Source organism: Pseudomonas sp. P110(2024) (assembly GCF_057480795.1).
In genome coordinates, this window is sequence record NZ_JBLIYT010000010.1 from 210,605 (window position 1) to 227,919 (window position 17,315).

Here is a 17,315-nt window from a genome sequence, read left to right on the forward strand (position 1 = left end):
ATGTTCAAGGACACCTGCCATGAGCCGTATCTACGCCGACAACGCCCATTCCATCGGCAACACGCCGCTGGTGCAGATCAACCGCATCGCCCCGCGTGGGGTGACCATCCTGGCCAAGATCGAAGGGCGCAACCCGGGTTACTCGGTGAAGTGCCGGATTGGCGCGAACATGGTCTGGGACGCCGAGAGCAGCGGCAAGCTCAAACCGGGCATGACCATCGTCGAGCCGACCTCGGGCAACACCGGTATCGGCCTGGCGTTCGTCGCCGCCGCCCGCGGCTACAAGCTGCTCCTGACCATGCCGGCGTCCATGAGTCTTGAGCGGCGCAAGGTGCTCAAGGCCCTGGGGGCCGAGCTGGTGCTCACCGAGCCGGCCAAGGGCATGAAGGGCGCCATCGAGAAGGCCAATGAAATTGTTGCCTCCGATCCGGCCCACTACTTCCTGCCTGGTCAGTTCGACAATCCGGCCAACCCGGCCATCCACGAGAAGACCACCGGCCCCGAGATCTGGAACGACACCGACGGCGCGGTGGATGTACTGGTGGCGGGCGTCGGCACCGGTGGCACCATCACCGGCGTGTCACGCTACATCAAGCACACCCAGGGCAAGTCGATCCTGTCGGTGGCGGTGGAGCCGGTGAGCTCGCCGTTGATCAGCCAGACCTTGGCGGGCGAGGAGCTCAAACCCAGTCCGCACAAGATCCAGGGCATCGGCGCTGGTTTCGTGCCGAAGAACCTCGACCTGTCGATTGTCGACCAGGTCGAGACGGTGACCGATGACGAGTCCAAGGCCATGGCCATCCGTCTGATGCAGGAGGAGGGCATCCTCTGTGGTATCTCCTGTGGCGCGGCGATGGCGGCGGCGGTGCGCCTGGCCGAGAAGCCCGAGATGCAGGGCAAGACCATCGTGGTGATCCTGCCGGACTCCGGTGAGCGCTACCTGTCGAGCATGTTGTTCAGCGACATGTTCAGCGAGCAGGAGAACCAGCAGTAAACCCGGGCCTGCTGTGCAAGCCTTTCGCCGGCGAGCCGGCTCCCACATCGCTAGTGTTGCCTTGTGGGAGCCGGCTTGCCGGCGATGGGGCGAGCAGCGGCCCCGGGATATCCGCACCACCGCTGATCCGGCGCAATGTCGGCCGCTTTCGTTTATTGCACAATCCTTAACACTGCGATCCGGCACCGGTTGTTTTTACCCGGCCCGGATGGGTTTATGATGTCCGGCTATCTGGGGATGGCCTGATTTCCCCTCCAAGGAGTGTTGCATGACCTTTTCCTTCGTCGCCAAGGCAGGTGTCCTGCTGGTGTTTTTCGGCAGCGTGCTGTTCGTGCACCTGCGCGGCAAGGCGCGCCTGCCGGTGCTGCGCCAGTTCGTCAACCATTCGGCGCTGTTCGCCCCCTACAACAGCCTGATGTACCTGTTCTCCGGCGTGCCTTCCAAGCCCTACCTGGACCGCCAGCGCTTCCCCGAACTGGATGTGCTCAAGGACAATTGGGAGGTGATCCGCGAAGAAGCCATGCGCCTGTTCGACGAGGGCTACATCCGTGCTGCCGAGAAGGACAACGACGCCGGCTTCGGTTCGTTCTTCAAGAAGGGCTGGAAGCGTTTCTACCTGAAGTGGTACGACAAGCCGCTGCCTTCGGCCGAGGCGCTGTGCCCGAAGACCGTCGAGCTGGTCAGCGGCATCCCCAACGTCAAGGGCGCGATGTTCGCCCTGTTGCCCGGCGGCAGCCACCTGAACCCGCACCGCGACCCGTTCGCCGGCTCCCTGCGCTATCACCTGGGCCTGTCCACGCCGAACTCGGACAACTGCCGCATCTACGTCGACGGCCAGCCCTACGCCTGGCGTGATGGCGAGGACGTCATGTTCGACGAAACATTCGTGCACTGGGTCAAGAACGAGACCGACGTCACCCGGGTGATCCTGTTCTGCGACGTCGAGCGCCCGCTCAACAGCCCGCTGATGACCCGCATCAACCGCAAGGTCAGCGCCTTCCTCGGCCGCGCCACCGCGCCGCAGAACACCGATGACGAGCGCGTCGGCGGGATCAACCAGGCCTACGCCTGGAGCAAGCGCTTCAGCAATGTCATCAGCACCCGGGTCAAGCAGTTCAAGCGCGCCAACCCCAAGGCCTACCGCGTGCTGCGGCCGGTGCTGGCGGTTGTCGTCGCCTACGCGCTTTACCGCTGGCTGTTCTGATTCGCCTGGGCAGGCTCGCTCCTCAACGGAGCGGGCTTGCCCCGTGATGATTCCCCCGCTATATTCCGAAACACTCTCTTCCCAGAAGACCTGCTCATGCCCGCCATTCCTGCCACCATCGCTTACGTTCTCGCGCCTGTCGCGGGCGTGGTCGTGCGTGGCAGCCAGCAGCCGGCCATGATCAGTCACTACCCACCACCTGTCAGTGGCGTCGTAGGCGGCGTAGCTCCGCCTCCTTGCGCAGTCGTGGTGCTGGGCTGACCGGCCGCTGGCCGCTCCCCACCGCACTCGCAACCTACTGAACACGGTCGGCTATCTCCGCAAGACGCGATAGGTCCTCCGTACGGTTCATTTGCCCGTATACAGGTGGCAATACATGTCTGTTTTCAACAAAGCATCCGTGGCCTCGGCGGCCACTACCAGCCTGTTCGTCCTGCTGTGGAGCAGCGGGGCGATCGTTTCCAAGCTCGGCCTGGCCCAGGCCAGTCCTTTCGCCTTCCTGCTGCTGCGTTCGGCCTTGGCGCTTTTCGGTCTGTTGCTGATCGGTCCTTTACTCGGCTTGCGCTGGCCACGTACTAGGGGCGGCATTGTCCGCGCCCTGGGGACTGGCTGCGTGCTGCTGGGCGCCTACCAGATCTTCTACCTGCTGGCGCTTGATACCCATGTCACCCCCGGCGTCATGGCCACGGTCATGGGCGTGCAGCCGATCCTTACCGTGGTGCTGATGGAGCACCAGCGTTCCTGGAGCCGGCTGTTCGGCCTGGGCCTGGGGCTTGGCGGCCTGGTGATGGTGGTCTACCAAGGCATCAACCTTGGCGGGGTGTCCCTGGCGGGCATGCTGTTCGCCTTGCTGGCGCTGGCCAGCATGACCTTCGGCTCTATCCTGCAGAAGCGCATCACCGACAACCCGATGGGCACATTGCCGCTGCAGTATCTGGCCGGATTTGCCCTGTGCGCGCTGTTTGCCCCGTTCCAGCCGTTGCATGTCGAGTGGAACGCCAACTTCGTCGGCGCGCTGCTGTGGATGGGGCTGGTGGTTTCGCTGCTGGCCACGCTGCTGCTGTACCGGCTGATCGCCCGTGGCAACCTGGTCAATGTCACCAGCCTGTTCTACCTGGTGCCGGCGGTGACGGCGGTGATGGATTTCGCCATCTTCGGTAACCGCCTGGCGCCGCTCAGCCTGCTGGGAATGGGGTTGATCGTGATCGGGCTGCTGTTCGTGTTCCGCAAGCCGGCGTTGCGTGCGGCTGAAGCCTGAGCCAAAGGGGGGCCGCTATGCGGCCCCTTCGCGACGCAAGGCCGCTCCCACAGGACGCAGCACCAGCCAGAGTGCCGCGCCGATCAGCAGGCCGCCGTACAGGTGCGCCATCGACAGCGGCTCATCCAGCAGCCACGCCCCCCACAGCACGCCGAACACCGGGATCAGGAAGGTCACGGTACTGGCCTTGACCGGCCCGATTTCGTTCAGCAAGCGGAAGTACAGGATGTAGGCGAACGCCGTACACAGCAGCCCCAGGCCCAGCAGCGACAGCCACACCTGCCAGCCGCCCCAGCTGGCCGGCGGTTGGGTCAGCGCGCTCCAGGCGAACAGCGGGCTCAACAGCAGGGTGGCGCCGAGCATGCTGCCCAGGGCTGACAGGCGACTGTCCAGCGTTCCCACCCAGCGTCGTGCCAGGAATCCCGCGAAACCGTAGCAGGTGGTCGCCGCCAGGCACGCCAGGGCGCCTTGCACCAGGGCCATGTTCAGCGCCACCGGTCCGGCGCCGCTGAGAATGCCGACGCCGAACAGGCCGAGGAAGATCCCGCAGAGCTTGGGCAGGGTCATCGCCTCGCGGAAGAACAAGGTGCCGATCAGCACGCCCATCAGCGGCGTGGTGGCGTTGAAGATCGCCGAGTAGCCGGCCGGCAGCACCTGCGCCGCCACCGAGTAGAACGTCGCTGGAATACCGGAATTGATCATGCCCAGCACCAGGCAGGCGCCCAGCTTGCCTTCGAAGTTCCAGCGCACGCGGGCGGCGGCGAGTATGGCCATCAACCCCAGGCAGGCGATCGACACACGAAAGAAGGCGGTCGGCACGGTGCCAAGCTCCGGGGCGATGATGCGCATGAACAGAAAACTGGCGCCCCAGACGGCGGCAAGGGTCAGCAGGCGGGCAAGGGCGATGGGGCTCACGGGTGGTCTCCGGCGTTGGGGGCAGTGCGCGAGTCTACGTCAGTGGTCAACCGGGATTCTTGTGCTTTCTTGCTGTGTGAGCCGCTTGCGGACGACTAAGCTGTCTAACGCCACCCACCTTGAGATCCCGCGCATGACCCAACCCTGGCCCGCCGCTGACATCGCCCGGATGATCCTCGATGGCTTCGACGACTACCGCGAGCATTTTCGCCGGATAACCCTCGGTGCCCGCGAACGCTTCGAGCAGGCACGCTGGCAGGACATCCAGCGTGCAGCGGCGGCGCGGATCAACCTCTACGAAGAGAAGGTCGCCGAGGTCAACGGCTGGCTGCGCCAGGGCTTCGAAGCCTCCCAGCTGCTGGACGTGGAGCAGTGGCCGTTGGTGAAGAGCGCCTACATCCGCCTGATCGACCCACGGCTGGACGATGAACTGTCCGAGACCTGGTACAACTCGCTGTTCTGCAGCCTGTTCAGCCATGAGCAGATCAGCGACGGCTGCATGTTCATCCACACCACCCGCCCGTCCATGCGTGGCCACGAACGCGCGGCGCAGACCCGCACCTATGCGCTGGACGGTGGATTGAAGGGATTGCTGCGGGCCATCTTCGCCGATTACGGTTTTGACGTGCCCTACGCAGACCTGGAGGGCGACCTGTCGCGGTTGCAGGACCAACTGCGTGAATGCCTGCCCGACTGGGTGTGCAAGGACCCGGTGCTGGCGGCGGAGCTGTTCACGCCGGTGCTCTACCGCAACAAGGGGGCCTACCTGGTCGGGCGCCTGTACACCCCCGACGAACAGTGGCCGCTGGTGATCCCGCTGCTGCACCGTGAAGACCACGGCATCGAGGCCGATACGCTGATCACCGACGAGGCGGAGGTGTCGATCATCTTTTCCTTCACCCGCTCGTACTTCATGGTCGATGTGCCGGTGCCGGCGGAGTTCGTCAACTTTCTCAAGCGCATCCTGCCGGGCAAGCATATCGCCGAGCTGTACACCTCGATCGGCTTCTACAAGCACGGCAAGTCAGAGTTCTACCGCGCACTGATCAACCACCTGGCCAACAGCGACGACCGCTTCATCATGGCGCCGGGGGTGCGCGGGATGGTGATGAGTGTGTTTACCCTGCCGGGCTTCAACACGGTGTTCAAGATCATCAAGGACCGCTTTTCGCCGTCCAAGACCGTCGACCGTGCCACGGTGATCGAGAAGTACCGCCTGGTGAAGAGCGTGGACCGTGTCGGGCGAATGGCCGACACCCAGGAGTTCGCCGATTTTCGCTTCCCCCGCGTCAAGTTCGATCCCGACTGCCTCGCCGAGCTGCTGGAAGTGGCGCCCTCCACCGTGGCGCTGGAAGGGGACACGGTACTGATCCGCCACTGCTGGACCGAACGGCGCATGACCCCGCTCAACCTCTACCTCGAACAGGCCAGCGAAGCCCAGGTGCTGGAGGCGCTGGAAGACTATGGGCTGGCGATCAAGCAGCTGGCGGCGGCGAACATCTTCCCCGGCGACATGCTGCTGAAGAACTTCGGCGTCACCCGCCATGGCCGGGTAGTGTTCTATGACTACGACGAGATCAGCTTCCTTACCGAGGTCAACTTCCGCCACATTCCACCGCCGCGCTACCCCGAAGACGAGATGTCGGGCGAGCCGTGGTACTCGATCGGGCCGCATGACGTGTTCCCCGAGGAGTTTCCGCCGTTCCTGTTCGCCGATATGGGTCAGCGCCGTTTGTTCAGTCGTCTGCACGGCGAGCTGTATGACGCCGACTACTGGAAAGACCTGCAGGAGACGATCCGGGCGGGGAAGGTGATCGATGTGTTCCCGTATCGACGCAAGGGGCGCTGACTGGCGCGCCTACGCGGGAAATGCGTATGGCTCGAGCAGTCCGGCCAGCTTTAACCTTTCAGGCACTTGAGCTCACTGAAATCCGCCCGCACCTTGCTCAGGCGCTGCTGCAGGAACTGTTTCTGCGCAGGGCTGCTCTGCCTCATCAGGTCGATCAGCAGGCTGCGCGCCTGCTGTTCGCTGTTCTCATAGGCCTGGCGGTACTCCGCCGTCCACAGGCTCTCCTTGCGTTGCAGCAGTTGCGCCAGGCGCGCTTCGAAGCCCGGTGTGGCGCGCTGGTCCATTGCCAGCACCAGTTGCTGCTGCCAGTGCGCGCGATTGGCGATCGACTGGCGGTTCTGGTCGCCCAGGGCCTGGGACCAGCTCATCACCCGCAAGCGTTGCTCGGCGCTGAGCTCACCCAGCCAGGGTTCCAGGCGTTTCTGCATGCGCGCGGCGCGCTGTTCGATCTGTTTGGGCAGCGGGGTTTCGTCATAGGTCTTGCGACGCTTGCTGATGTCGGCACGAAACGCCTGGCGCATTTCGGCGACCTGGTCGTCGCTCATCCCGCGCAGCAGTTCGCTGGCTGAGGGGGTGATCGCCGTGGCCACCCGGCCGATGGCCTGGCGGGCTTCGAGGGTGCGTTGTTCCAGGGCCTGGTCGGTGACCGCGTCGTCGGCCACCATCAGCCGCACCCGGTCGAGCCAGTCGAGGTAGCCGGGCAGCTGTGTTTTGCAGTGCCAGGCCAGTTGTTGCTTAAGCCGTTCGTCGAGCAACTGTTTCTGCTCGCGGTTCATGTCCAGGTAATCGCCAAGCGACCAGGGCACCAGGCGGTCGAGGTTGCGGTAGGCCAGGTCGATGCGGCTGCAGGCCACGAGGGCCAGGGCGAAGCCAATGACGAGCAGTAGGGCGTGGATCAGGCGTCGGGGCATGAGCGAATCCTTGCACAGGCTGGCCAGGCGGTGGACGCAAGGTGGGCCCGAGGGTTCCGGCGCATGCGCGCTCGGGCGGACGGGCGGGTCAAGTGTTAGAATAGCCGCCTTGTCTTGAGGATCTTCGGAAATGGCTCTGCTTGGGCGTTACAACAGTTTGCAAATCGTGAAACACGTGGAATTTGGCCTGTACCTGGACGGCGGCGCCGACGGCGAAATCCTCCTGCCAAGGCGCTACTTCCCCAAGGATGCCGAGCTCGAACTGGACGACTGGCTCAACGTGTTCATCTACCTCGACAGCGAGGACCAGCTGATCGCCACCACCGAAAAGCCGAAGATGCAGGTGGGCGAGTTCGCCAGCCTCAAGGTCAAGGACATCAACGGCGCGGGCATCTTCCTCGACTGGGGCCTGTCCAAGGACCTGCTGATGCCCTACTCGGAGGAGTCCCGGCCACTGAAGATCGGTGACTACTGCGTGGTCCACGCCTATCTGGACAAGCGCACCCGGCGCATCACCGCTACCGCCAAGCTGGACCGCTACCTCGACCGCACCCCGGTGGACTATCAGGTCGGCCAGCCGGTGGAGCTGCTGGTGGCCGGCGAGACGCCGATGGGCTTCAAGGCGATCATCAACAATCGCCACTGGGGCCTGATCCACAAGAACGAAGTGTTCAAGTTCCTGCGTTCAGGCATGCACGAGAAGGGCTTCATCAAGGAAGTGCGCGCCGACGGCAAGATCGCCCTGAGCCTGCAGCCGGTGGGCCAGGCCCTGGCCGACGGCTTGCCCGAGCAGATCATGCAGCGTCTGGAGGCCAATGGCGGTGTGCTGGCGGTGTGCGACAAGAGCGATCCGGCGCTGATCAGCCAGATGTTCAATGTCAGCAAGGGCAACTTCAAGAAAGCCATCGGCGCACTGTTCAAGCAGGGCCGGATCGTCATCCATGACGATCGCATTGAGCGGGCCTGATCAGGCCTGCACGAAGGTGCTGAAGTCCAGCTGCTCGCCACCCGGGCGGCTGTCGCGCAGCAGCGAGTCGCGGTCGGCGCTCAGGGCCAGGCTGATGGTCGAGCGGCGCTTGCCGGCGTTGCGCACTTCCATCTGCTCCTGGTGAGCGCGCAGGAAGTTGGTCGGCACCTTTAGGTGCTGCAGTTCATCGGTCTCCGGAGTATGCAGCAGCAGGTTGACCCAGTCGGGCTGACCTTTGCGCAGCAGCGCCACAGGCACCTCGAACCACCACAGGTTGCGCTTTTTGTCGAGGATGGCGAACAGGGTGTTGTCGCGGTTGAGCACCGGCCGGTTCAGCGCTTCGTTGCGCCGAGCGATGGCGGTGGGTTTGTCGAGTTTCATGCAGGTTCCTGCGGGTTGACGCTAGATTGGCCTGGTATTGTGCGGGTGGGCTCATCGCGGGGCAAGTCGCATCGGCATGCCGCCGCGCCCGCGGGGAACGCTTTGAACCGTTGGGCCGGGTCCAGGCGAACTAATTGAAACTCTTGCCGATGACCTAGGGTCGATCAGGTGTCGACACGATTTTCCGTGTCTTTTCGGCAAGGAGACATCCCATGAGTGGCACCAAGGATAAAGCGAAAGGCCTGGCCAATGAGGCCGTGGGCAACATCAAGCAGGGCGTCGGCAAGGTGACCGACAACGACAAGCTGCGCGCCGAGGGCAAGGCCCAGGAGCTGAAGGGCGAGGCGCAGCAGGCCGTGGGCAAGGTCAAGGATGCCGTGAAGAAGCCTTGATCGCAGTGGTAATGTCGCGGGGCAGTGCGCGCTCATCCGGTGGGAGCGCACTTGCCCCGCGATTGCTTTGTGCGTTCGGCAACGCGCCAGCGAACAGCAAGCCCGCCGCCTGGTCTATTAGACTTGGTGCTATGCCACCCCGATCAAGCGGCGAAAGGAGACGCTATGATTTTCCCCGACCTGCGCGGTCTGCCCCTGCACCGCGTGCTGGTGCGCACCGTCAAGGAATTCATTGACGACGAGATGTCCACCTATGCTTCCGCGCTGGCCTACCAGATGCTGTTTTCGCTGTTCCCGTTCCTGCTGTTCCTGATCGCCCTGATCGGTTTCCTGCACCTGCCTGACTTCTTCTCCTGGCTGCGCCTGCAGTCCGAGCTGGTGCTGCCGCCCCAGGCCCTGGAGCAGGTCAACCCGGTGATCGACCAGTTGCAGCAGTCCAAGGGCGGATTGCTGTCGGTGGGTATCGTAATCGCCCTGTGGACTGCCTCGGCGGGGGTGCGCCTGATGATGAGCGCGATGAACGCCGCCTACGACGTGCCTGAAGGGCGGCCGGTGTGGAAGCGCATCCCACTGTCGATCATCTACACCGTCGGCATCGCCGGCATGCTCCTGGCGGCCGCCGCGTTGATGGTGCTGGGGCCGCAGGTCATGGAGTGGATCGCCTCCCAGGTGGGGCTGGAGGAGGCGGTGGTGGTCGTCTGGACCATCCTGCGTTGGCCGGCGATCATCATCCTAATGATGGTGGCGGTGGCGCTGATCTACTACGTGATGCCCGATGTGAAGCAGAAATTCCGCTTCATCACCCCAGGCTCGGTGCTGGCGGTGGTGGTGTGGATCGTTGCGTCGCTGGGCTTTGCCTACTACGTGAAGACCTTTGCCGACTACAACGCCATGTATGGCAGTATCGGGGCGATCATCGTGTTGCTGCTGTACTTCTACATCTCCGCCGCCGTACTGCTGCTCGGGGCCGAGATGAACGCGGTGATCGAGCACATGTCCGCCGAGGGCAAGAACCCCGGTGAGAAAGCGTTCGCCGAAGACAATCCGCAACAGAGTATTACCGTGCTTGGGCATGAGCACCCGGTGCCCCCCGAACCCCAGACCCGCGAGCCGAATACCTGATGATCCGCGACATTCTCAAAATGGGTGATGAACGCCTGCTGCGCATCGCCCCGCCCGTGCCGGAGCACATGCTCGGTAGCCCCGAGCTCGAGCAACTGATCGACGACATGTTCGAGACCATGGCCCATGTCGGAGGCGTCGGCCTGGCCGCGCCGCAGATCGGCATCGACCTGCAACTGGTGATCTTCGGCTTCGAGCGCAGCGAGCGCTATCCGGACGCCGAGCCAGTGCCGCGGACCATCTTGCTCAACCCGGTGATCACGCCGCTGGCCACGGAGCTCGAGGATGGCTGGGAGGGCTGTTTGTCGGTGCCGGGCCTGCGTGGCGTGGTGCCGCGCTACAAGCACATCAGCTATTCGGGCATCGACCCGCAGGGCAACCCGATCAACCGCTTTGCCGATGGTTTTCATGCGCGGGTGGTGCAGCATGAGTGCGATCACCTGATCGGCCGGCTATACCCTTCGCGCATTCAGGACTTCAGCAAGTTCGGTTATACCGATGTGCTGTTCCCTGGGCTCGACGTGGCCGACGACTGATCCCGCACCAGCGCCACCAGGGGCTTGCTGCGCTGGTAGCGGGCCAGGCGCGAGGCCAGGGCTTCGGGCAGCGTGGTGGCCGAGGTGAAGGCCAGGCGTTGGTAGAAGGGCGTCAGGTCCGGATGGCAGAACAGCCAAGTCGGGGTGGTGGCAGCGCCCAGCGCGGTTTGCAGCAGCTGTGAAGCGACCTGCTGTCCACGCCATTGCGGGGCGACGAACAGTCCGGTCAGCCAGTAGCCGTCCTCGACAGGGGACAGATTCATCCCGCCAATGATTTCACCGCTGCGTGCCACCCATTGTTCGCCATCACCGGCGGCGCGCATGCGCGAACCATGCTGGCGATAGAATTGCTCCAGCAGGCGGCGTTGGATCGGAGGCAGGCGGGTACAGGTCAGGGGCGGCATGCGTGGCTCGTAGGGCGCTGCAAGAAGCAGGAAAAATGACGGTGCTTTGTCGCAGATTGTTGCAAATCCGGCAAGGGTGAATATCCGACTCCGGGGTTCAACTATTCCGACTGCGGAGTAGACTTTCACTCATCCCCCCGGCAGTACGATAAAGCGGGATCGGTACTTCGTGTCATCTTCGCAGTCGATGACAACTTCTCCGCGCCATTGACGGCATCAGAAGTCACGCGATCAGCTTGATAGCCATCAAGGTCGTTATCCATGAAAGCCTTACTGATTCTTGCATTGGTCGGTATGTCCTCGCTCGCCTTCGCGGACCAGGTCAAGACCGCAGACACCCAACCCGTGGTCGAGCAGTATGACTATTCCACCAACCTCGACATCAAGCGCGTGATCAGCCTGTCGACAATCCCCAACGTCTGTGAAGTGGTGCCCGCCACCATGACCTACGAGGACCATCAAGGACAGGTGCACACCCTTCAGTACCGTGCCTTGGGCGAGGGTTGCCGGCTGAATTGAGGCTGTTGGCCCCGTCAGGGCCCGTGGGAGCGGGCTTGCCCCGCGATGGCGATCAGTTGCAATCGCGGGTCAAGCCCGCCCCCAGAAGCTCCAGCCCCTGCTTCAACTGCGCCCGGCTGTGCGCCGCCGACAGGCTGACCCGCACTGCCCGCACACGCTCCGTGCCCACCGCGAACACGCTGGCCGGCACGATCTCCACCCCTTGCGCTCGACACCGGGCAACCAGCGCCTCGGCCTCTCCAGGCGTGGCCAGCCAGACATGTGGCGAAGGCACGCCATCCACCGGCAATGCATTACCCAGCAACGCCCGCGCCAGGCGCCAACGCTCGGCCAGTTCCTCCCGCTGCCAGGCCAGTCGCCGTGCGGCGGTCCCGTCCGAAATCCACTGGCAAGCGATGTGCAGGTTCAACGGCGAAACCGACCAGTGGGTGGCCTGGGCATAAGGATCGATCTGCTCCAGCAACGCTGGCCGCGCCACGATCCAGCCCAGGCGCAGGCCGGCGGCCACGGTCTTGGACATGCTACTGATCAGCACGCCGCGGCCTTCGAGCAAAGGGTAGAGCGGCGGCCGATCGGTCAAGGCGCCATACACGTCATCCTCGATCACCAGCAAGTCGTGGCGGCGGATGACTTCCGCCAGTGCCTGGCGCCGGGCCTTGTCCATGCATGCCCCGGTCGGGTTGTGCAGGGTCGGGGTGGTCACCAGCACGCGCGCGCCACTGGCCCGGACGACGCGGTCCAGCTCGTCAGGGCGCAAACCCTGCTCATCCAGCGCGACCCCGTGCACCGGCTGGCGCAACTGACGACAGGCCGCCTTGATGCCCGGGGCGGTCAACGCCTCGACCATCACCGGCTCGCCCGCCTGGCACAGCGACTGCAACACCATTACCAAGGCCTGCTGGGCGCCACCGCAGAGCAACACTTCCTCCGGCCTGAGGTCCAGGCCACGATTGGCCAACCAGCGAGTGCCCTGGATCCGCCCCAGCAGCAGTTGCTCCGGCCCCAGGTAATGGTCGAGCAGGGCGGTTTCACCCTGTTCGAGCAACCTGCGCAGGCTGTACTCGAGGTCAAGATTGTGCGGGTCGGCCACCGGCACGTTGGTCGACAGGTCGATCACCTGATGCTGGCGGTCGGGCTGCTTGAGGCGAAACAGCGTCGCCTCCTTGCTGCTGGCCAGCACATAGGTGCCGCGCCCCACCTCCCCGGACACCAGGTGCCGCGCCGCGGCTTCGCGGTAAGCCTGTTGCGTGGTGCTCGGGTTAAGGCCCAGCGCCCAGGCCAGACGACGCTGGGGCGGCAGGCGTTCACCAGCTTTTAGCTCACCCTGTTCGATGGCGCTGGCAATGGCCTCGACCAGCGCCAGGTAGCGCGGCTGGTCGTTGTCTGGCAGGGCGGGAATCCACACGAAATTGCTACCCATGCAATATATATTTGGACCCATACAATGACCGGCGCTTAGGATCGGATCAAGCCCTACCGATGAAGGAAGATCGCCATGTTCGACTTGCCCGCCCTGCGTGAAGCCGCCGATTTTGTACACCAGCACGTGCCACCGACCCCGCAGCATGCCTGGCCGCTGCTGGCCGAGCGGTTGGGTTGCCAACTCTGGGTCAAGCACGAGAACCATGCCCCCACCGGTGCCTTCAAGGTGCGTGGCGGGCTGGTCTACGTGCGTTCCCTGCTGGCCGGCGGCGACGTCCCGCGCGGGCTGGTCACCGCCACCCGCGGCAACCATGGCCAGAGCATGGCCCTGGCCGCGCGCCAGGCGGGCTTGCCGCTGGTGATCGTGGTGCCTGAAGGCAACTCGCGAGAGAAGAACGCCGCCATGCGTGCCCTGGGCGCGGAACTGGTGGAGCACGGCGCGGACTTCGACGTTGCCCGTGAAGAGGCGGCGCGCCTGGCCGAGGCGCGCGGCTACGCGATGGTCCCGTCGTTCCACCCGGAACTGGTGCGTGGCGTGGCCACTTATGCGCTGGAGCTGTTCGAGGCGGTGGCTGGCCTGGATTGCGTGTACGTGCCGATCGGCATGGGTTCGGGCATCTGCGGGCTGATCCAGGCGCGCAACCTGCTGGGGCTGGACACCGAGATCGTCGGCGTGGTCTCCAGTGCTGCGGATGCCTATGCCCAGAGCTTCGAGCGGGGGCGCATCGTCACCACCGCCAGCGCCGACACTTTCGCCGACGGCATGGCCTGCCGCGTGCCGCACCCCGACGCCTTCGCCCTGGTGCGCGAGCATGCCGCACGTATCGTGCGGGTGAGCGATGACGAGATCGCCGAGGCCATGCGCCTCTATCACGAGACCACCCACAATACCGCCGAAGGTGCCGGTGCCGCTGCCCTGGCCGCATTGATGCAGGAGCGTGGGCGCCAGGCCGGCAAGCGTGTCGCTGTGGTGCTCAGTGGCGCTAATGTGGATCGCGGGCGCTATGCGCAGGTGTTGGCGGGACCTGTCTGAGCGAGTGAGCTTTCTTTCTGTACGGCAAGCGTCCCCTCGGGTTCAATGTGCACCCCTGAATATGCCCAGAGTGCGCCATGCCTTTCTCCAACGGTTTTCTGCTCAGTCTTTCCCTTTGCCTGGATATCGGGGTGGCCAATATCGCCATGATCACCCTGGCCATGCAGCGCGGGTTTCTCCAGGGGTTCTGGCTGGGCCTGGGTACCTGCGTCGGCGACCTGGTCTATGCAATTGCTGCTTTGGCTGGGATGACCGTGCTGTTGCAGTTCGAAAGCGTGCGCTGGACCTTGTGGCTGGGCGGCTCGGCGCTGCTGGTGTGGTTTGCCGTGAAGATGTTGCTGGCGGCCTGGCGCGGCGGGCATCTGGAGTCGCGGGGCGAGGTGGTGGTGGAGTCGGGCTGGCGCGAGTTCCTGCGTGGGATCTTCCTGGCCATGTCATCGCCCAGTGCGATCCTCTGGTTCGCGGCGGTGGGTGGGGTGCTGATCTCAAGGTCCGGTGGCGGCAGTCTGCTCGATGCGGGACTGTTCCTCGGGGGCTTCTTCGCCGCCGGGTTGGTCTGGTGCGTGTCGCTCTGCGGCATCGCCAGCCATGGTGGGCGTCTGCTTGGGGATCGGCTGCTGACGTGGTCCTACCTGCTGTCGGCGGCCATTTTCTGTTATTTCGCTGTGTATGTGATTCTCTCCGGTTATCGTGAGTTCATCTTGTCTACACCTGTTTGAGTCATGGAGTTCCCAGAAATGGCAATGATCCAACCCTGCACTGACCCGGGCAGTCCGGCCTGGCTGCACTTGCGCAGCGCCTTGTGGCCCGACAGTGCGGCGACTGACCACCTGGCGGAAATGGTCGATATCGCCGGCCGCCCCGCAACCTTCGTGGCCCTGCTGGCGTATGACGAGCAGGGCAGGGCGCAAGGGCTGGCCGAGGCGTCGGTGCGTCATGACTATGTCAATGGCAGCAACACTTCGCCGGTGGCGTACCTCGAAGGCGTCTTTGTCGAACAGGCTTCACGCGGCCAGGGTGTCGCCCGCCAGCTGATCGCGGCTGTCGAACGGTGGGCCGATGGCAAAGGTTGCCGCGAGCTGGCCTCGGACGCCGCGCTGGACAACCTTGGCAGCCAGCGCATGCACGCGGCCCTGGGCTTTGCCGAGACCGAGCGTGTCGTGTACTTCCTCAAGCCAGTCGCGCCCCTCGACTGAAAATTTCCGGGCAGTTGTCGATTTGCCGTTTTCCCGTTCGACCAGTGTTGAAAGCGTCACCACCAACCCTGATGAATCTTCGGAGCAAACACCGATGAACACTGCAGCCGAGCGTGAACTGGAGCAACTGATCGAGCAGTGGATGCAAGCCGTGCGCGAGCGTGACGTGGACCGTATCGTCGCCCCCTACGCCGACGACATTCTTGCCTTCGACGCCATCCAGGCCCTGCAATTCAAAGGCAAGGCCGCCTACCGCGCCCATTGGGAAATGTGCATGGGCATGTGCACCGGGCCGATGGTGTTCGAACTGGCGCAACTGACCGTGCACGCCGACGGCGACCTGGGCCTGGCCCACTGGCTCAACCGCTGTGGCCCGGGCGACGATGAGAGCCAGTGCGGTTTCATGCGCGCCACTGTCGGCTACCGGCGCAGCGCCGGCCAATGGCAGGTCATCCACGAACACTGGTCGGCGCCGTTCGACATAGAAACGCAAAAAGCGCTGTTCGATCTCAAACCCTGAATGCCCTCGACCGCCTATCGCCACCTTGCCCCGGAGACGATCATGAAATACCTGTGCCTGGTCTATTGTGATGAAGCGCTGTTGCACAGCCTGCCCGACAGCCCCGAGGACGCCGAATGCATGGCTTACGCCGAGTCCATCCAGGGCTCCGGGCGGATGATCGCCGCCGAGGCGCTCAAGCCCGTGCAGACGGCCACAACGGTGCGCGTGCGCGCCGGTCGGATGAGCCTGACCGATGGCCCGTTCGCCGAGACCAAGGAGCAGTTGGCCGGTTTCTACCTGGTCGATGCCCGCGACCTCAATGAAGCGTTGAACATCGCCAAGGGCATTCCCGCGGCGCGGGTCGGCAGCGTCGAAGTGCGCCCGGTGCGAGAGCTGCAACCCTGACGTGAATGGAGAACCACGATGAACCAGGTATCGCCGGGCTGATGAACAGCGAAGGGCAAATCCGTGATGAAGTGGCGGCGGTCTACCGCCGCGACTCCCGGCGCATCCTGGCCACCCTGATCCGCCTGCTGGGAGACTTCGACCTGGCCGAGGAGGCCTTGCATGACGCGTTCTTCATTGCCGTCGAACGTTGGCAGCGCGATGGCATCCCGGACAATCCGCGGGCCTGGCTGGTCTCCGCCGGCCGTTTCAAGGCCATCGACGCCTTGCGCCGGCGTGCCCGCTTCGACCGCTCCCAGGCGGACCTGATCATGCTGCTGGAAGGCGAGGCCCAGGATCCGGGCGAGCAGGAACTGCTGGTCGATGATCGGCTGCGCCTGATCTTTACCTGCTGCCACCCGGCCCTGGCCTTCGATGCCCAGGTGCCGCTGACATTGCGTGAGGTCTGCGACCTGACCACCGAGCAGATCGCCCGCGCCTTCCTGCAGAGCCCGGCGACCATCGCCCAGCGCATCGTGCGGGCCAAGGCCAAGATCCGCGATGCGAAGATCCCCTACCAGGTACCGGAGCTGGGCGAATTGCCGGAGCGGCTGGAGAGCGTGCTGCGGGTGATCTACCTGGTGTTCAACGAGGGCTATTCGGCATCTTCGGGCGAGGATGTGACCACGCGTGCGCTGACTGACGAAGCCATCCGCCTGGGCCGGTTGCTGGCGCAATTGCTGCCGGATGCCGAAGTGCTGGGGCTGCTGGCGTTGATGCTGTTGCAGGCCTCGCGGCAGAACGCGCGCAGCGACGCCCACGGCGAGCTGGTGCTGCTTGATGAGCAGGACCGCGGTCTGTGGGACCGGGCACAGATAGAGGAGGGCAGCCAGTTGGTGCGCCAGGCACTGGGCAGTCGGGAGTTCGGCCCCTACAGCGTGCAGGCGGCGATTGCCGCGCTGCATGCCGAAGCGCCCAGCGCCGAGGCCACCGACTGGGACGAGATCGTCGGCCTGTATGATGTGCTGCAGCGCCACTGGCCGTCACCAGTGGTGGAGCTGAACCGGGCCGCAGCCCTGGCCCGGCGTGATGGCGCACAGGTCGGGTTGCGCGCGGTTGAAGCAATTCTCGAGCGGGGCGAATTGGGCGACTACCACCTGGCCCACGCCGCGCGCGCCGAACTGCATCGTCAACTGGGCAATACCGAACAGGCCCGCAAGGCCTGGCTGCAGGCGCTGACGCTTACCCGGCAGGGGCCGGAGCGTCGTCATATCGAGCGACGCTTACGCGAGCTGGGGTAAGCGCTCAGGCCGAGTGCAAGACCTG

At 64.4% G+C, this 17,315-nt stretch carries 20 protein-coding genes; 15 read left to right on the forward strand and 5 right to left on the reverse strand.

Going from position 1 to position 17,315, the window contains the following annotated elements; translation table 11 throughout:
• The first annotated feature begins 19 nt into the window (after nucleotides 1-19).
• The 3 genes from cysK to AC25ND_RS17670 all read left to right on the forward strand — a co-directional run bounded on the left by cysK (nucleotide 20) and on the right by AC25ND_RS17670 (nucleotide 3,456).
• The gene (gene cysK / locus AC25ND_RS17660; protein WP_028693042.1) at nucleotides 20-994 is read left to right on the forward strand and encodes a cysteine synthase A; all 975 of its coding nucleotides are present in this window, start codon (nucleotides 20-22) and stop codon (nucleotides 992-994) included.
• 268 nt (nucleotides 995-1,262) lie between these two features.
• The gene (locus AC25ND_RS17665; RefSeq protein WP_028693043.1) at nucleotides 1,263-2,198 is read left to right on the forward strand and encodes an aspartyl/asparaginyl beta-hydroxylase domain-containing protein; all 936 of its coding nucleotides are present in this window, start codon (nucleotides 1,263-1,265) and stop codon (nucleotides 2,196-2,198) included.
• A 376-nt stretch (nucleotides 2,199-2,574) separates the two neighbouring features.
• The gene (locus AC25ND_RS17670; RefSeq protein WP_062360582.1) at nucleotides 2,575-3,456 is read left to right on the forward strand and encodes a DMT family transporter; all 882 of its coding nucleotides are present in this window, start codon (nucleotides 2,575-2,577) and stop codon (nucleotides 3,454-3,456) included.
• A 15-nt stretch (nucleotides 3,457-3,471) separates the two neighbouring features.
• Here the strand turns inward: AC25ND_RS17670 and AC25ND_RS17675 are convergent, their stop codons facing one another.
• A complete protein-coding gene (locus AC25ND_RS17675; protein WP_062360583.1) occupies nucleotides 3,472-4,371 on the reverse strand; it encodes a DMT family transporter in 900 nt (299 codons plus the stop codon).
• Between the two features lie 133 nt (nucleotides 4,372-4,504).
• On the opposite strand from AC25ND_RS17675, the gene aceK reads away from it, so the two are divergent.
• Nucleotides 4,505-6,220 carry a bifunctional isocitrate dehydrogenase kinase/phosphatase gene (gene aceK, locus AC25ND_RS17680; protein ID WP_186597243.1) on the forward strand — a complete coding sequence of 572 codons (1,716 nt, stop codon included), beginning with the start codon at nucleotides 4,505-4,507 and terminating at the stop codon, nucleotides 6,218-6,220.
• Between the two features lie 50 nt (nucleotides 6,221-6,270).
• Here aceK and AC25ND_RS17685 read toward each other — a convergent pair whose 3' ends face one another.
• Nucleotides 6,271-7,131 carry a DUF6279 family lipoprotein gene (locus AC25ND_RS17685; protein ID WP_186597240.1) on the reverse strand — a complete coding sequence of 287 codons (861 nt, stop codon included), beginning with the start codon at nucleotides 7,129-7,131 and terminating at the stop codon, nucleotides 6,271-6,273.
• Between the two features lie 130 nt (nucleotides 7,132-7,261).
• Between AC25ND_RS17685 and AC25ND_RS17690 the strand changes: the two genes are divergently transcribed.
• Nucleotides 7,262-8,098, forward strand: a complete 837-nt coding sequence (locus AC25ND_RS17690; RefSeq protein WP_028693048.1) for a CvfB family protein — start codon at nucleotides 7,262-7,264, stop codon at nucleotides 8,096-8,098.
• Here the strand turns inward: AC25ND_RS17690 and AC25ND_RS17695 are convergent, their stop codons facing one another.
• Nucleotides 8,099-8,479: a hypothetical protein gene (locus AC25ND_RS17695; RefSeq protein ID WP_028693049.1), complete on the reverse strand. Its 381-nt coding sequence runs from the start codon at nucleotides 8,477-8,479 to the stop codon at nucleotides 8,099-8,101. It abuts the gene before it with no gap.
• Nucleotides 8,480-8,691: 212 nt separating this feature from the next.
• Between AC25ND_RS17695 and AC25ND_RS17700 the strand changes: the two genes are divergently transcribed.
• The 3 genes from AC25ND_RS17700 to def all read left to right on the forward strand — a co-directional run bounded on the left by AC25ND_RS17700 (nucleotide 8,692) and on the right by def (nucleotide 10,529).
• Nucleotides 8,692-8,871 (forward strand): CsbD family protein, encoded by a 180-nt coding sequence (locus tag AC25ND_RS17700; RefSeq protein WP_023629533.1) that lies wholly within the window; start codon nucleotides 8,692-8,694, stop codon nucleotides 8,869-8,871.
• A 165-nt stretch (nucleotides 8,872-9,036) separates the two neighbouring features.
• Nucleotides 9,037-9,993: a YihY/virulence factor BrkB family protein gene (locus AC25ND_RS17705; protein WP_028693050.1), complete on the forward strand. Its 957-nt coding sequence runs from the start codon at nucleotides 9,037-9,039 to the stop codon at nucleotides 9,991-9,993.
• A complete protein-coding gene (def, locus tag AC25ND_RS17710) occupies nucleotides 9,993-10,529 on the forward strand; it encodes a peptide deformylase (RefSeq protein WP_028693051.1) in 537 nt (178 codons plus the stop codon). The genes AC25ND_RS17705 and def overlap by 1 nt, the downstream gene beginning before the upstream one ends.
• On the opposite strand, the gene AC25ND_RS17715 is transcribed toward def, so the two are convergent.
• The gene (locus AC25ND_RS17715; RefSeq protein ID WP_028693052.1) at nucleotides 10,484-10,933 is read right to left on the reverse strand and encodes a GNAT family N-acetyltransferase; all 450 of its coding nucleotides are present in this window, start codon (nucleotides 10,931-10,933) and stop codon (nucleotides 10,484-10,486) included. The two genes, def and AC25ND_RS17715, sit on opposite strands and share 46 nt — an antisense overlap.
• Nucleotides 10,934-11,194: 261 nt before the next feature.
• Between AC25ND_RS17715 and AC25ND_RS17720 the strand changes: the two genes are divergently transcribed.
• Complete coding sequence (locus tag AC25ND_RS17720; RefSeq protein ID WP_028693053.1) at nucleotides 11,195-11,452, forward strand: DUF2790 domain-containing protein; 258 nt, start codon at nucleotides 11,195-11,197, stop codon at nucleotides 11,450-11,452.
• A gap of 52 nt (nucleotides 11,453-11,504) precedes the next feature.
• On the opposite strand, the gene AC25ND_RS17725 is transcribed toward AC25ND_RS17720, so the two are convergent.
• Nucleotides 11,505-12,872, reverse strand: a complete 1,368-nt coding sequence (locus AC25ND_RS17725; RefSeq protein ID WP_186597238.1) for an aminotransferase-like domain-containing protein — start codon at nucleotides 12,870-12,872, stop codon at nucleotides 11,505-11,507.
• Between the two features lie 75 nt (nucleotides 12,873-12,947).
• Between AC25ND_RS17725 and AC25ND_RS17730 the strand changes: the two genes are divergently transcribed.
• The 6 genes from AC25ND_RS17730 (at nucleotide 12,948) to AC25ND_RS17755 (ending at nucleotide 17,290) form a co-directional block, all read left to right on the forward strand.
• A complete protein-coding gene (locus tag AC25ND_RS17730) occupies nucleotides 12,948-13,907 on the forward strand; it encodes a threonine dehydratase (protein ID WP_186597236.1) in 960 nt (319 codons plus the stop codon).
• 77 nt (nucleotides 13,908-13,984) lie between these two features.
• Nucleotides 13,985-14,626, forward strand: a complete 642-nt coding sequence (locus tag AC25ND_RS17735; RefSeq protein WP_028693056.1) for a LysE family translocator — start codon at nucleotides 13,985-13,987, stop codon at nucleotides 14,624-14,626.
• 24 nt (nucleotides 14,627-14,650) lie between these two features.
• Complete coding sequence (aac(6'), locus tag AC25ND_RS17740; protein ID WP_051555778.1) at nucleotides 14,651-15,103, forward strand: aminoglycoside 6'-N-acetyltransferase; 453 nt, start codon at nucleotides 14,651-14,653, stop codon at nucleotides 15,101-15,103.
• 94 nt (nucleotides 15,104-15,197) lie between these two features.
• Nucleotides 15,198-15,623, forward strand: coding sequence for a YybH family protein (locus AC25ND_RS17745; protein WP_186597233.1), 426 nt, complete (start codon nucleotides 15,198-15,200; stop codon nucleotides 15,621-15,623).
• Nucleotides 15,624-15,665: 42 nt separating this feature from the next.
• Nucleotides 15,666-16,010, forward strand: coding sequence for a YciI family protein (locus AC25ND_RS17750; protein ID WP_028693059.1), 345 nt, complete (start codon nucleotides 15,666-15,668; stop codon nucleotides 16,008-16,010).
• A gap of 41 nt (nucleotides 16,011-16,051) precedes the next feature.
• A complete protein-coding gene (locus AC25ND_RS17755; RefSeq protein WP_186597257.1) occupies nucleotides 16,052-17,290 on the forward strand; it encodes an RNA polymerase sigma factor in 1,239 nt (412 codons plus the stop codon).
• The last annotated feature ends 25 nt before the right edge of the window (nucleotides 17,291-17,315 follow it).

Coding starts and splice junctions, on each gene's coding strand:
- AC25ND_RS17685 (WP_186597240.1), bottom strand. CDS start 7,131: ATGCCCCGACGCCTGATCCACGCCCTACTGCTCGTCATTGGCTTCGCC.
- AC25ND_RS17745 (WP_186597233.1), top strand. CDS start 15,198: ATGAACACTGCAGCCGAGCGTGAACTGGAGCAACTGATCGAGCAGTGG.
- AC25ND_RS17750 (WP_028693059.1), top strand. CDS start 15,666: ATGAAATACCTGTGCCTGGTCTATTGTGATGAAGCGCTGTTGCACAGC.
- AC25ND_RS17730 (WP_186597236.1), top strand. CDS start 12,948: ATGTTCGACTTGCCCGCCCTGCGTGAAGCCGCCGATTTTGTACACCAG.
- AC25ND_RS17735 (WP_028693056.1), top strand. CDS start 13,985: ATGCCTTTCTCCAACGGTTTTCTGCTCAGTCTTTCCCTTTGCCTGGAT.
- AC25ND_RS17715 (WP_028693052.1), bottom strand. CDS start 10,933: ATGCCGCCCCTGACCTGTACCCGCCTGCCTCCGATCCAACGCCGCCTG.
- AC25ND_RS17725 (WP_186597238.1), bottom strand. CDS start 12,872: ATGGGTAGCAATTTCGTGTGGATTCCCGCCCTGCCAGACAACGACCAG.
- AC25ND_RS17695 (WP_028693049.1), bottom strand. CDS start 8,479: ATGAAACTCGACAAACCCACCGCCATCGCTCGGCGCAACGAAGCGCTG.
- AC25ND_RS17700 (WP_023629533.1), top strand. CDS start 8,692: ATGAGTGGCACCAAGGATAAAGCGAAAGGCCTGGCCAATGAGGCCGTG.
- AC25ND_RS17755 (WP_186597257.1), top strand. CDS start 16,052: ATGAACAGCGAAGGGCAAATCCGTGATGAAGTGGCGGCGGTCTACCGC.
- AC25ND_RS17690 (WP_028693048.1), top strand. CDS start 7,262: ATGGCTCTGCTTGGGCGTTACAACAGTTTGCAAATCGTGAAACACGTG.
- AC25ND_RS17665 (WP_028693043.1), top strand. CDS start 1,263: ATGACCTTTTCCTTCGTCGCCAAGGCAGGTGTCCTGCTGGTGTTTTTC.
- AC25ND_RS17670 (WP_062360582.1), top strand. CDS start 2,575: ATGTCTGTTTTCAACAAAGCATCCGTGGCCTCGGCGGCCACTACCAGC.
- aceK (WP_186597243.1), top strand. CDS start 4,505: ATGACCCAACCCTGGCCCGCCGCTGACATCGCCCGGATGATCCTCGAT.
- def (WP_028693051.1), top strand. CDS start 9,993: ATGATCCGCGACATTCTCAAAATGGGTGATGAACGCCTGCTGCGCATC.
- AC25ND_RS17705 (WP_028693050.1), top strand. CDS start 9,037: ATGATTTTCCCCGACCTGCGCGGTCTGCCCCTGCACCGCGTGCTGGTG.
- cysK (WP_028693042.1), top strand. CDS start 20: ATGAGCCGTATCTACGCCGACAACGCCCATTCCATCGGCAACACGCCG.
- AC25ND_RS17720 (WP_028693053.1), top strand. CDS start 11,195: ATGAAAGCCTTACTGATTCTTGCATTGGTCGGTATGTCCTCGCTCGCC.